The sequence below is a fragment of the Sediminibacterium sp. TEGAF015 genome, from assembly GCF_025997995.1.
Taxonomy (GTDB): Bacteria; Bacteroidota; Bacteroidia; order Chitinophagales; family Chitinophagaceae; genus Sediminibacterium.
The window spans coordinates 354,841-367,617 of sequence record NZ_AP026683.1; the positions used below are offsets into that span (position 1 = coordinate 354,841).

16 protein-coding genes and 1 tRNA gene are annotated in these 12,777 nt (G+C 38.7%); 9 read left to right on the forward strand and 8 right to left on the reverse strand.

The window, feature by feature from the left end; translation table 11 throughout:
* Positions 1 to 45 precede the first annotated feature (45 nt).
* A complete protein-coding gene (locus TEGAF0_RS01585; protein WP_264899511.1) occupies positions 46 to 660 on the forward strand; it encodes a DUF4294 domain-containing protein in 615 nt (204 codons plus the stop codon).
* Here the strand turns inward: TEGAF0_RS01585 and aat are convergent.
* Entirely contained in the window at positions 648 to 1,295 is a 648-nt protein-coding gene (gene aat, locus TEGAF0_RS01590) for a leucyl/phenylalanyl-tRNA--protein transferase (RefSeq protein ID WP_264899513.1), read from the reverse strand. The genes TEGAF0_RS01585 and aat overlap by 13 nt on opposite strands.
* Entirely contained in the window at positions 1,295 to 1,600 is a 306-nt protein-coding gene (locus TEGAF0_RS01595) for an ATP-dependent Clp protease adaptor ClpS (protein WP_264899515.1), read from the reverse strand. Before TEGAF0_RS01595 ends, aat begins: the two co-directional genes overlap by 1 nt.
* Positions 1,601 to 1,718: 118 nt before the next feature.
* Between TEGAF0_RS01595 and TEGAF0_RS01600 the strand changes: the two genes are divergently transcribed.
* The 5 genes from TEGAF0_RS01600 (at position 1,719) to TEGAF0_RS01620 (ending at position 4,976) form a co-directional block, all read left to right on the forward strand.
* Positions 1,719 to 1,793, forward strand: a tRNA-Val gene (locus TEGAF0_RS01600).
* Positions 1,794 to 1,878: 85 nt separating this feature from the next.
* Positions 1,879 to 3,021, forward strand: coding sequence for a glycoside hydrolase family 26 protein (locus TEGAF0_RS01605; RefSeq protein ID WP_264899517.1), 1,143 nt, complete (start codon positions 1,879 to 1,881; stop codon positions 3,019 to 3,021).
* Positions 3,018 to 3,467 (forward strand): YciI family protein, encoded by a 450-nt coding sequence (locus TEGAF0_RS01610; RefSeq protein WP_264899519.1) that lies wholly within the window; start codon positions 3,018 to 3,020, stop codon positions 3,465 to 3,467. The genes TEGAF0_RS01605 and TEGAF0_RS01610 overlap by 4 nt, the downstream gene beginning before the upstream one ends.
* Position 3,468: 1 nt before the next feature.
* Positions 3,469 to 3,927: a DUF1569 domain-containing protein gene (locus tag TEGAF0_RS01615; protein WP_264899521.1), complete on the forward strand. Its 459-nt coding sequence runs from the start codon at positions 3,469 to 3,471 to the stop codon at positions 3,925 to 3,927.
* 5 nt (positions 3,928 to 3,932) lie between these two features.
* Positions 3,933 to 4,976 (forward strand): NAD(P)-dependent alcohol dehydrogenase, encoded by a 1,044-nt coding sequence (locus tag TEGAF0_RS01620; RefSeq protein ID WP_264899523.1) that lies wholly within the window; start codon positions 3,933 to 3,935, stop codon positions 4,974 to 4,976.
* Here the strand turns inward: TEGAF0_RS01620 and TEGAF0_RS01625 are convergent.
* Genes TEGAF0_RS01625 through TEGAF0_RS01635 form a run of 3 tightly spaced genes read right to left on the reverse strand, consistent with a single transcriptional unit; the run spans position 4,973 to position 7,862 of the window.
* Complete coding sequence (locus tag TEGAF0_RS01625) at positions 4,973 to 5,488, reverse strand: RidA family protein (protein ID WP_264899524.1); 516 nt, start codon at positions 5,486 to 5,488, stop codon at positions 4,973 to 4,975. The two genes, TEGAF0_RS01620 and TEGAF0_RS01625, sit on opposite strands and share 4 nt — an antisense overlap.
* 1 nt (position 5,489) lies before the next feature.
* A complete protein-coding gene (locus tag TEGAF0_RS01630; RefSeq protein ID WP_264899525.1) occupies positions 5,490 to 5,783 on the reverse strand; it encodes a DUF167 domain-containing protein in 294 nt (97 codons plus the stop codon).
* A gap of 27 nt (positions 5,784 to 5,810) precedes the next feature.
* Positions 5,811 to 7,862 (reverse strand): DUF1684 domain-containing protein, encoded by a 2,052-nt coding sequence (locus tag TEGAF0_RS01635; protein ID WP_264899527.1) that lies wholly within the window; start codon positions 7,860 to 7,862, stop codon positions 5,811 to 5,813.
* A 131-nt stretch (positions 7,863 to 7,993) separates the two neighbouring features.
* Here TEGAF0_RS01635 and TEGAF0_RS01640 point away from each other — a divergent pair, with 131 nt between their 5' ends.
* Positions 7,994 to 8,326: a DMT family protein gene (locus TEGAF0_RS01640; RefSeq protein WP_264899528.1), complete on the forward strand. Its 333-nt coding sequence runs from the start codon at positions 7,994 to 7,996 to the stop codon at positions 8,324 to 8,326.
* A 3-nt stretch (positions 8,327 to 8,329) separates the two neighbouring features.
* Here the strand turns inward: TEGAF0_RS01640 and TEGAF0_RS01645 are convergent, their stop codons facing one another.
* Positions 8,330 to 8,689 (reverse strand): YraN family protein, encoded by a 360-nt coding sequence (locus tag TEGAF0_RS01645; protein ID WP_264899530.1) that lies wholly within the window; start codon positions 8,687 to 8,689, stop codon positions 8,330 to 8,332.
* A gap of 51 nt (positions 8,690 to 8,740) precedes the next feature.
* Between TEGAF0_RS01645 and manA the strand changes: the two genes are divergently transcribed.
* A complete protein-coding gene (gene manA / locus TEGAF0_RS01650; protein ID WP_264899532.1) occupies positions 8,741 to 9,949 on the forward strand; it encodes a mannose-6-phosphate isomerase, class I in 1,209 nt (402 codons plus the stop codon).
* 77 nt (positions 9,950 to 10,026) lie between these two features.
* On the forward strand, positions 10,027 to 10,587 hold the full coding sequence (locus tag TEGAF0_RS01655) for a DUF6580 family putative transport protein (RefSeq protein ID WP_264899534.1): 561 nt from the start codon (positions 10,027 to 10,029) through the stop codon (positions 10,585 to 10,587).
* 15 nt (positions 10,588 to 10,602) lie between these two features.
* On the opposite strand, the gene rnhA is transcribed toward TEGAF0_RS01655, so the two are convergent.
* Together rnhA and TEGAF0_RS01665 are read right to left on the reverse strand one after the other, a co-directional pair.
* Positions 10,603 to 11,070 (reverse strand): ribonuclease HI, encoded by a 468-nt coding sequence (gene rnhA / locus TEGAF0_RS01660; RefSeq protein ID WP_264899535.1) that lies wholly within the window; start codon positions 11,068 to 11,070, stop codon positions 10,603 to 10,605.
* 26 nt (positions 11,071 to 11,096) lie between these two features.
* Positions 11,097 to 12,725 carry an acyl-CoA carboxylase subunit beta gene (locus TEGAF0_RS01665; protein WP_264899536.1) on the reverse strand — a complete coding sequence of 543 codons (1,629 nt, stop codon included), beginning with the start codon at positions 12,723 to 12,725 and terminating at the stop codon, positions 11,097 to 11,099.
* Positions 12,726 to 12,777: the final 52 nt, after the last annotated feature.

The following is a 12,777-nucleotide window of genomic DNA, read 5'->3' on the forward strand; positions in this document are numbered from 1 at the left end:
TGTCATTGTATTAATATTAGTCTGATTTGACTAAATTCATACTGAATGGGCACTAAATTTCTCTATATCGTTTTGCTGCTTTGTGGCATTTGCTTTACCGGACTTATAAAGGCCCAGGACAAAGGCGTTCACGATACAATAAGAGTTTACGCTTATATTACCCCGGAAGGAGACACAATTGGCGAGTCATGGCTTCCTAATGTAGAAGTGATTGGCAGGTTAAATGCTGCAGGTAGAAAGTATTGGGCAGAATGGACTCGTTTGCGCAATGCTGTTTATGTTACTTATCCATATGCAAAAGCTGCTTCAAGAATAATTAATGAAATCAATCTGCAATTGGTGAATGTATCTGATAAACAGTTGCGCAGAAAAATAATTCGTTCCAGAGAAAAGGAAATGAAAAAACAATTTACGGATCAGTTAACTAAACTTTCTGTTTATCAGGGAAGGGTACTCATGAAATTAATCAACCGCGAAACTGGTAATAACTGTTATGAAATTATTGAGGAGTACAAGGGTTTTATGACAGCTGCTTTCTGGCAAACAGTTGCTTTCGTCTTTGGCAGTAATTTGAAACAGCCCTATGATCCTGGAACGAAAGATGCAGAGATGGAAAAAATTGTTAGAGATGTAGCTCGAATGTATGGCTATCCTGGTTGAAGATAGTTTTGTAAATATCTTTTGAATTCTTTTCTCGATATCATTTCTGCACCCAGACTTGCTAAGTGTTCAGTATACACCTGACAGTCAATTAAAACAACATTTTCTCTTATCAGTTGATTCACTAGTTGAATAAAAGCAAATTTGCTAGCATTGGAAACATGACTGAACATGCTTTCACCAAAAAACAATTTGCCCATTCTTATTCCATATAATCCTCCAACCAGTACACCGTTTTTACGGGCTTCAGCAGAAATAGCCAATCCTTCCTTATGTAATTTACAATAGGCTGCTTCAACTTCATCTGTTATCCATGTTCCCGATTGCCCTGGTCTATTATTCACTTTGCAATAATGAATCACTTCTGAAAAACAGGTATTTATTGAGAAACTAAATTCCTCTTTTTTGATTACTTGCTTCATGCTTTTGCTGACGTATAATTTTTCAGGAAATAATACGAATCTGGGATCGGGACTCCACCATAATGGGGTATTGCCTTCATACCAGGGAAAGATACCTTCCTGATAGGCCAGTTTTAACCTTTCAGTTGATAAATCTCCACCAATAGCCAATAAGCCATCCTCCAATGCATCATCAACAGGTGGGAATACTAGTTTGGAGGAAAGAATATGCATCAGGCGTTTAGTTCTACTGTAGCGCCAATCCCTCTTTCTGTAATACTATTACACATTGGTTTTAATGTGTCGTAATCTCCCTTTTTAACTGCATACTTGCCTTTATAATGAATAAACATGGCACACTGCTCTGCTTGTTCAAGCGTGTGTCCACATATTTCCATCAACGTTTCAATTACCCAGTCAAACGTATTGACTTCATCGTTCCAGACAATCAAACTATACTGATCAGTAGTGAGCGTGTCGGTATCAGTGTCTGGGGATTCCCAGATTTGCGGATTATTGGAGGAATAAAGATTCGACATGCGGTAAAATTATAGAATAGGTGTTGATTTCAAAAAAAATGAAAATTTGTTTTGAAAAAAAACGATTTTTTTTTGCTGTTTACATTTCAGACCCTATTTTTGCACTCCCAAACAATAAGGGAGCATAGCTCAGTTGGTTTAGAGCATCTGCCTTACAAGCAGAGGGTCCGCGGTTCGAACCCGTGTGCTCCCACAAGGTCTCGAGTTTTACTCGGGACTTTTTTATTTTCACAACTCTCTGTTTTATTGGTTAAATTGAGTTGCGTCAACTCTCAATTATGCGTTTGCTGATTTTCATTTTCCTTCTTATTAGTTGCACTAAAGCTATGTTTGCTCAGGAATTCCACACAGCCAATAAAAAAGCCACTTCGCAGACTGTAAAACTGTATAACAACTTATTCCGGATTTTGCCACAGGGAATTCTTTTTGGACACCAGGATGATCTGGCATATGGCCTGGGCTGGGAATATATACAAGATAAAAGCTGTGTGCAGGATGCTGTTGGCGAATATCCAGCCATGTATGGCTGGGAGCTGGGCGATCTGGAGTTGGATGCTATTCACAATCTGGATAGTGTACCATTTCAAAAAATGAAGGCATTTATACAAGAAGGGTATAAGCGTGGCGGGGTGATTACAATTAGCTGGCACGCAAATAATCCCGTAACAGGGAAAAATGCCTGGGATATTTCCGGCAATGCAGTTTCTGCCATTATTCCGGGCGGTCATATGCATGAAAAATACAAAAGCTGGTTAGATAAGATAGCCGGTTTTCTAATGGATGTAAAAACTCAAGGAGGAGAGTTTATACCTGTTATTTTCAGACCATTTCATGAACTGACAGGAAACTGGTTCTGGTGGTGTCAAAATGTTTGTACTCCTGAGGAATATAAGTCGCTTTGGAAATTCACTTTTGATTATTTAACCAATATCAAGCAGCTTAATCATTTATTGTGGGCTTATAATCCCGAGAAATTTGAAAGTGAAGCCCAGTTTTTACAATACTATCCGGGCGATGAATATGTAGACATAATGAGTTTTGATTTTTATCAATATGGTGATCCCTCTAATAACACTGATTTTGAAACAACCCTTGACAAGCGATTGTTGATTCTTACCAAACTATCCAAAGAAAGAAAAAAACTGCCTGCATTGGCTGAAACAGGATTTATGAATATCCCTTATCCTGAATGGTTTACCAAAAAACTCATGAAGGGGATTGGGAATCATGCCATTTCATATGTTCATCTCTGGAGAGACGGAGGATTGGTAAATGGCACAGGACAATATCGATTTGCGCCTTCTCAGGATCATTTTATTCCAGTGGGCAGAGACCCTGCTTTTATGGATTTTTACAAATTGTATATTTCAGATAAGTTCATTTTCGGCAATAAAGTTCAGCAACTAAACTTGTACAAATGAGATGCATTTTATTTTTAATCGGGACTTGGCTTTCGTTAAGTTTAACAGCTCAATCTTCTGTTTTTGATGAATCTTTAGCTAAGAAACTGGGAGCAGATGACTATGGAATGAAGCAGTATATGCTTGTAATATTAAAAACCGGAAACAATACAACGCAGGATAAAAAATTTATTGATAGCTGTTTTTCCGGGCATATGAGCAATATGAATCTAATGGTAAAGGCAGATAAATTAGTAGTTGCAGGGCCTATAGGTAAAAATGAAAAAATGTACCGGGGTATCTTTATTCTAAACGTTGCCACTAAAAATGAAGCTGAAAAACTATTGAAAACAGATCCTGCTGTAAACGCCGGATTATTGGATGCTGAATATTTTCCCTGGTATGGGTCTGCAGCATTAGCAACCTATTTACCCAACGTTGAAAAAGTAACAAAGAAAAATTTTTAGTATGAATCGTTTGCAGCAATTAGTTCTTGAGTTGGAATCATTTGTTCCATATGCAGAAAAAATAAATCCTTCCGTTTCTGAAGCTAATGTTGGTTGGCATATTGATCATTCTTTATTAGTTATCAATCAAATTGTGAAAGCAATGGATATGTCGGATCCGGAGGCGTATCAGTACCATTTTAATTTTAAACGCTGGATAGCATTTACGCTTAAAAAATTTCCTAGAGGGGTAGCTAAAGCTCCCAAACAGGTCAGGCCAGTGGAAGCATTTGATGCTGATAAAATTTCAGCGTCTATTGAACATACAAATAACAGTCTGGCAGTTTTTACTACATTGCAGCCTAATCAGTTTTTTGTGCATCCTTTCTTTGGGAAGCTGAATCAGAAGGCAGCACTAAAAATGCTTACAATACATACGGCACATCATTTGGCCATTATAAAAGATATAATAAAAAAGTAAAGAAAATGATACAAGCAAAAGGGTATGGTGCAACAAGCAAAGACAGTGAAATTGTGCCGTTGGAATTCAACAGAAAATCTTTAGGAGAGTCAGATGTTTTAATTGACATTTTATACTGCGGTATTTGTCATTCAGATATTCACACGGCAAGAGGCGAATGGGGCGCAGCTATTTACCCGGTAGTACCCGGGCATGAAATTGTAGGGAAAGTAATGCAGGTGGGAGCATCTGTTACGAAATTTAAAGTAGGGGATATAGCCGGTGTTGGCGTATTTGTAGATTCCTGTAGAACCTGCAATCCATGTAAAAAAGGTATGGAACAATATTGTGAAGAAGGAATGGTTCCTACTTATAATGGATATTACCGCGACAAGCTAACCCTTACTTACGGAGGATATTCCAATTGCTATGTGATTGATGAAAAATATACTTTGCACATTCCTCAAAAGGAGAATCTTGCCGGGGTAGCTCCGTTATTGTGTGCCGGTATTACTACGTATTCTCCTTTGAAATTTGCTGGAGTTGGTAAGGGACATAAAGTTGCCGTGCTGGGTTTAGGTGGTTTGGGACATATGGCTGTTAAGTTTGCAGCTTCATTTGGCGCAGAAGTTACGATGTTGAGCACATCTCCTTCCAAAGAAGCAGATGCCAAAAAATTAGGCGCGCATCATTTTGCATTATCAACGGATCCTGCACAAATGAAAGCCTTAAAAGGCAAGTTTGATTTTATCCTCAATACTGTAGCAGCAAAACATGATATGAATAAATTTCTAGATCTGCTTACACTGGATGGTAAAATGTTAATAGTTGGTATCCCCCCAGAGGAATCTGCGTACAATGCCGCTAAATTAATTTCTAAAAGAAGAAGTATTATTGGGTCTATGATTGGTGGAATTGCAGAAACACAGGAAATGCTGGACTATTGTGCAGCACATAATATTTATTCGGACATAGAACTAATTAGTGCACAGGACATTAATAAAGCATATGAACGTGTTATTAATTCAGATGTGAAGTACCGCTTTGTAATTGATATGAAAACCCTTTAGTCGGTTACTTCAACAATCAGTTCAACTTCAACAGCCATATTAAAGGGAAGGGTGTTGGTTCCTATTGCGGAACGGGCATGCTTCCCTTTTTCGCCTAAAGCCAATACCATTAAATCTGAAAATCCGTTCATGACTTTAGGTTGATCATAAAAGTCGGAAGCGCTGTTTACCAACCCAAGTACCTTTACGATTCTTTTGATTTTACTCAGGTCCCCCAATTCTTTTTTTAACACCGCTAACTGATTGATTGCGGTTAATCTGGCAGCAGCATATCCTTGCTCTATACTTAAGTCAGCTCCAAGTTTGCCTGTTATGTATTTACCCTGCGAATCTGATGGTCCTTTTCCTGACAGAAAAACCAGATTCCCTGTCCTTACTGCATTCACATAATTGGCAACAGGTGTAGATACCGTTGGGATTACTATACCAGCTGCTGATAGTTTTTCTTCCGGGGTTTGTGCTACTACCTGCACACTTACGAATAGGCTTATCAGGATGAGAATTTTTTTCATTTTAACATGTTTTTTGTATAAATGACGGAATATGTTTGGGTTGGTGAATTTTAATTTTCTTATTAGGAATATATTCTCCGGAGACAAGTTCCACTGACTGTTTGGGAACTTTAAACAATTCAGCCAGATACCCAATTAAAAATGCCGTGGCTTTACCTTTTTCTGGTTGGGTTGCAATGGCAACTTTTAATTGGTTTCCTTTTACTTTTCCAATTTGATTCATTTTAGCGCCAGCCGTAACCAATAAGTTGAGCATCAGATCTTCCCCCTGCCATGTGTAGAATGATTCACTCATTGGATAATGCCGTTTAAAATTTTGCTATTAATGGTGTTCATACATTTTCTCACCTGCCATAACGCCAAACGGTAGTATGTTCTGCGGAGGTGGGATGGGGCAGGTAGCAAATGGGGTAAATACACAAGGAGGATTATACGCCATATTAAAGTCTATATGAAAATCATCTTTTTCTGCTTCTGTTTTGGGGATGTATAAAAATCTTCCTGCTGCATAAGTACTGTTTCCTGAAGTATTGTCCCCCATAACCACTAGTAAATAATCTCCTTCTGATATAGCATCAAGCGTGTAAAAAATTCCTTTGTACTCAAAACGGATTTTTCCTGCCAGCTCTGTCGGGTTTTCCTGTCCTAAAGCGTTCTTGATAATAATATTTTGTTTAAATGCGGGTTTAATAAACTGTGCTTTTATTTTCCAGCTACTATCTGTTGGAAAATAATTGATACCCTTAAAACGGGTTAGGTTTGCTGATTGGAGATCTCTTAAACGAATGCCGATTTTTTCACTCCTTTTAATGATATTGAATTGCAATGAACCGCTTGACACAATTGCTGCCTCCCCAGGATTACTGAAGATTAGGGTTTTCCTTGTTATCCTTTTTCTATTGATGGTAAATGCTGTATTTGCATCTGGTACCAGCCAAACAGAGTCACCCTTTCTTAAAAAGTATCCTGCTTGGAGACTGATTTTGGTTTTGGGAAAAACGATAGCATTTTTTTTGTCAGCACCAACGGTATTGTTGCCTTCTTCCAGCCAGAACAATCCTTCTAAATTTAACCATCCATCTGTTGCTTTTAATGCCCTCACTCTTGCTCTTTTCCAATCTTCAATCTGATCTGCATGAGACTTTTGTAAAAGGGCATCTACATGATGATTAAAACTGTCTTTGAATTGTTGAAAATATGCACCTGTTGCAGGTCCGGAAAACCCAGCATGAATATTTTGTATAGTTCTGTCTGATCTTATGAAAAGGGTAGTGGGGAATCCGGTGAAATTGCTGAGAAAGGGGAAGGTTTGTAAAACAGAATTTCCATTGGATTCTCCACCGAATACCTGCTCGTATTCAATGTCGAATTTTTCTTTGAATCGGGTCATGGTTTTTTGTGCATAGGCATAGTTGTTTACTATTTCAAACTGTGTAGTAATGATTTCAATACCTCTTTGCTTATTTTTCTTGTACCAGTCCGATAAAAAAATAGCTTCGTCAGCGCAATTGGGACACCAGGTACCACCTATGGTCAGGATTACCGGTTTATTGAAATAGGCGGAGTCATCTAGGCTGATTTTTTTGCCCTTCGCATTCATTAAACTAAATTGAATAGGGGCCGTATAATCTTTCAGCCTGGTTAATGTAGAAGGATCAGGTAGGCGGGCTTGTTCATTTTTATAAGCCCTGATTAGTTGTACTGTTTTTAATCCCTGTTGAACCCCCTTGATGGAACCATCGGGTTCTATACTCCCCATGAACATGAGTGGAGAGTATCCGATAAACAAAGAAAATTTAAACTGGTTACCTTGTACACGACCATAGGAATAACGGCTATCTCCACTGGGTCTTAAAAAAGTAACACCGCCGGTGTTTTTATCCTGTGTAAATAATCCAATGGCTTTAACCTGCTTGCCGGAATCATTCGTAAATACTACATCGTATTTTCCTGCAAGGTTTGCCGGAGCAGTGTTATTATCCCAAATAAACCTTTCTTCGTTATTGGGTTCTGCGTAAATCGGAAAAGCATCCTCTCCGGATTGTCTTCTCCAGATTCCTTTCCAGCGTTTATCTTTTGTAATGCCCAAAACCATTACCCTGTCGAATTGATTAATCCATACCTGTATACTATCTTTAACTTTTACCAATTTACCTCCGTAATACAATTCTTTTCCATTTAAGAAATAGACAGAAAGTTTTCCTGAGCTATCTTCCTGAACTGAAAAATTAAATGGAATTTCTTCTCCGTTATATAATGGGAATGCGCCTCTCCAGTTGCCTTTTATTTCTGTTAAAGGCTGACTGCTTACCCATAGAAAAGCAAAGCTCATTGCCATAACACCAATCATTCTATAATATAACTTTTTGCTCATATAATTTTTTTCGAATTCGTTGCTGTCTTAAACGTCAGTTAATTTACTTACCAACCCTTTACAAGTTTTGTGCTAAAAATGTTTGGATGGTATTTTGTCTTTAATTTGAATGCAAAACAAATTTACCCAATATGGTTAAGACTATCGCTTTGTTATTGTTATCTAACATTTTCATGACATATGCCTGGTATGGACACTTAAAAGACCAGCAGATACCTATATGGAAAGCAATAGTAGTCAGTTGGTTGATTGCTTTTTTTGAATATTGTTTGATGGTGCCCGCCAATAGAATTGGTTATAACAATGGTATGAATGGCTTTCAGCTGAAAATTACCCAGGAGGTTATTACGCTTGTTGTGTTCAGTTTTTTTGCGGTTTTGTATTTGAAAGAACCATTTCAAAGCAAATACCTGATTAGTTTTCTGTTTATTCTGGGGGCAGTTTATTTTGCATTTAAAAAATAAGATTTATCCGTATACATCCTCAAAATGTGTAATATTCAAACAAATCGAACCTGAGAAACAGACAGCAATCACGTCAAACTGAATTCTTTTGTAGGAAGGATGCAGGTAATGATAGTGTGTAGCGGCAATTCTTACTCTTTTCATCTTTTTTTTCAGAATATTTTCTTCAGGAAAACCAAATTGGAGAGACCCCCTTGATTTGACTTCTATAAAGAAGAGTTGCTGGTTCTTTGTGGCTATAATATCTATTTCAAGTCTCTTGAAACGCCAATTGCGTTCGAGCAGCATAAAGCCCTTTGTAATCAAATGCGATGCAGCTATTTCTTCTCCCTGTTTGCCTAATGCCAGGTGATTCTTTTCCATGAATACAAGATATTCAGCGAATTCACGTTAATAGGAGTATAAATACTGTTTATGGAAAGCAAGGAACGGATTTTTAAATTGAAAGGTGTGGTGCAACATTATGCCTGGGGTGGGTTTAGTTTTATTCCTGAATTATTGGGTATGGCCCCCGACCTTTCCAAACCCTCAGCGGAATACTGGATGGGAGCGCATTCCTCTGCCCCCTCACAGGTTTCCCGGACCGATTCCTGGCAGCAATTGAATGAACTCATCAGTGCCAATCCTTCAGATGCACTACAGCATTCTGTAGTAGAAAAATTTGGAGAATTACCCTACCTTTTTAAAGTGCTGGATGTAAAAGATATGTTATCTATTCAAGTTCATCCTACGAAGGAGAATGCCGAAATAGGATATGACGAAGAAAACAAAGCGGGTATTCCACTGAATGCTCCGCACCGGAATTACAAAGACAGGAATCACAAACCAGAAGTAATGGTGGCTTTAAGTGATTTCTGGTTGTTGCACGGATTTAAAAGCAAGCAGCAGTTGGAAGATACCCTGCAAAATACCCAGGAGTTAACCGTTCTACTCCCCTTATTTAGAAAAGAGGGAATCAAAGGCTTATATCAGTTTGTAATGGAGATGGATCAGGTAGACGTAGATAATCTGCTGACACCGTTGGTTAAACGTGCTATCAGAGTAAAAAAGGAAGGAAGCATTACCAAGCATAGTCCCTGTTGGTGGGCAGCGAAACTGTATGAGGGAACGGGCATTCCTGAACATATTGACCGAGGTATTTTCAGTATTTTCTTTTTTAATGTTGTTCAGGTAAATCCTGGAGAGGCAGTGTTTCAGAAAGCTGGGGTGCCGCACGCATATCTAGAAGGTCAGAATATAGAATTGATGGCCAATAGCGACAATGTTTTAAGAGGAGGACTAACCCCTAAACACGTTGATGTTCCAGAACTAATGAAGCACACATTATTTGAAGAAGTGGTACCACAAGTAATGAAGGGAGTATCCGTTATGCCGGGCGAAATCAATTATCCCTGTCCGGTTCCTGACTTCGGACTTAGTAAAATTACGCTGGATCAGGGGATGGAATTCCATTCAGAAACCTTTTCATTGGAAATATTCATTGTAACAGAAGGTTCTATCGTAATCAATCAAAATATGGTGTTGAAGAAAGGGGAGTGCGCTGCTATCTTAGCTAAAACAAAATATTCTCTGTTGGCACCCGGTCATGCAACTGTTTTCAAAGCATTTGTTCCTATATGCTAAGGATTATTCACATAATGGGTAAAAATGACTGTGGTTCTTAATGGAATACGCTTATTTTTGCTTTGAAATTGACAACGATGAAACTGAACAGACAATTTATATTTTCTTTAGTATTGATGGTTTTAGCATCTGCTATTTACCGTGTATTCCCTAACAGACCAATGGGCTTTGCCCCACAGATGGCTATCGCAATTTTTGCTGGTTCTTTGTTTGTGAAGCATAAAAAACTGGCTTTTCTTATGCCATTGTTGTCAATGTTTATTTCAGACAGTCTGTATCAGATATTATACATCAATGAACTTAGTTCTATCTCCGGATTTTATGCGGGTCAGTGGAAAAACTATCTTTTAATTATTGGACTAACCAGCTTCGGATTCCTGGTGAATCAAAATAAAATAGCTTCTATTTTGGGTGCATCTTTGGCGGCACCAACTGTATATTTTATCCTTTCCAACGGATTGGTTTGGTTAGGTGGTGGCGGATGGCACAGACCTAAAACTTTGGAAGGTTTGATGATGACTTATGCAGATGGTCTTCCTTTTTATCCCAATAGCATTTATTCAACGCTGTTTTTCAGCGCGGTATTTTTTATCAGCTGGATGTTGATTAAAAAAGCGAATACAGTTAAGTTAGCTTAATTCTTTTTTTCAGTTTTATCCGTTTTCTGATTCGTAGACCTCGTCTATCAGAAGATTTTTTCCGTCTGCTGCCTGGGTAGCCAGTTCGTCACAGCGATTATTGTATTTGTTATCTGCGTGACCTTTTACCCAAACGAATCTTACATGAAATTGTAGTGCAATAGCGTGGTATCTCATCCAAAGGTCTTTGTTCTTTTTTCCGCCCTTGAACTGAGTGCGGATCCAATTGTTTAGCCAGCCTTTCTGTACACTATCTACAATGTATTTACTGTCAGTGTAAACAGTTACTGGAATTCCCTGTTTATTGAGCGATTCAAGGGCTACTATTACTGCCATCAACTCCATTCTATTATTCGTTGTTAAACGATAACCAGCGGAAATTTCTTTTTGCTTGTCTCCCCAAATCAGGACGATGCCATAACCACCAGGGCCCGGATTTCCTCTGGCAGCACCATCTGTATAAATCAATAATTGATGCGACATGTCGCGAAATAAATCTATTTTATTGATTATACCTGAAATACACCAGTCTTAAATGTTTCAATACTAGGGTTATGATTGGCTGCATGTATTCCTTCTGCAATAACCTGTCTTGTTTTTAGCGGATCAATAATTTCATCTACCCACAATCTGGCTGCAGCATAATAAGGCGTGGTCTGCTGGTTGTAACGGTCCTTAATAGTATCCAGTAATGTTTTCTCTTCTTCCGGAGTAGGAACTGTTCCTTTTGCTTTCATTGTGGCTACCTGAATCTGCGCAAGGGTTTTAGCCGCCTGATCGCCTCCCATCACGGCAATTTTTGCAGAGGGCCATGCATAAATAAATCGGGGATCATAGGCTTTTCCGCACATGGCATAATTGCCTGCACCATAACTGTTGCCAATAACAATAGTGATTTTAGGAACAACAGAGTTGGCTACTGCATTCACCAGCTTTGCTCCGTCTTTAATAATACCACTGTGTTCGCTACGGCTGCCTACCATGAAACCGGTAACATCCTGTAAAAAAACTAGCGGGATTTTTTTCTGATTGCAGTTCATAATAAATCGGGCAGCTTTATCTGCACTGTCGTTATAGATTACGCCCCCAATTTGCATTTCCCCTTTCTTGCTCTTGCATACCAAACGCTGATTGGCAACAATTCCAACTGCCCAGCCATCTATGCGTGCATAACCGCACAAAATTGTTTTTCCATAGTCTTGTTTAAATTGATTGAACTCACTGTTGTCAACAATCCGCTCAATGATATCAATCATATCATAAGGTTTCAGGTTCCCTTCCGGAATCAGGCCATATATTTCATTGGGATCTTTTTTGGGTTGTGCCGGGGTAATTCTGTCAAAGCCTGCTTTTACAGGACTACCTAATTGACTCATTATTTTTTTTATCTGATCCAGGCATTCCTGTTCGGTTGCAAATTTATAATCGGCAATGCCACTGATTTCAGTATGTGTTATTGCTCCGCCTAAAGTTTCATTGTCAATATCTTCACCTATGGCGGCTTTTACCAGATATGAACCTGCAAGGAAAATACTCCCATTGCCTTCTACCATCAGGGTTTCATCGCTCATGATGGGTAAGTAGGCACCACCTGCTACACAAGCTCCCATCACAGCAGCAATTTGTGTGATGCCCATAGCGCTCATTCTTGCATTGTTTCTGAATACTCTCCCAAAATGTTCCTTATCAGGAAAAATTTCATCTTGCATAGGAAGGAAAACGCCAGCACTATCTACCAAATAAATAATCGGTAGTTTATTTTCCATAGCAATTTCCTGCATGCGTAGATTTTTCTTTCCAGTAATCGGGAACCATGCGCCTGCTTTTACAGTTTGGTCATTGGCCACAATTACACATTGTCTGCCACTAATATATCCAACACCAGCAACGGTTCCGCCTGCCGGACAACCACCTTCAGCCTGATACATATCAAATCCTGCAAAAGCACCGATTTCAATAAAAGGCTGATTTTTGTCGCATAGATATTCAATCCTTTCTCTTGCCGTCAGCTTATTTCTTTCCTTCTGTTTTTCAATCGCTTTTTTCCCGCCTCCCAAAGCAATTTTCTCCATCCGCTGTTTCATTTCGCTCAGCATCAGTTTCATCCAGTCTTCATTGCGATTTTGTGTCAAATTCATATGCGAACAATTGTTAGTTTACAAATATAAGTGCGATTTAATTATATTTAAG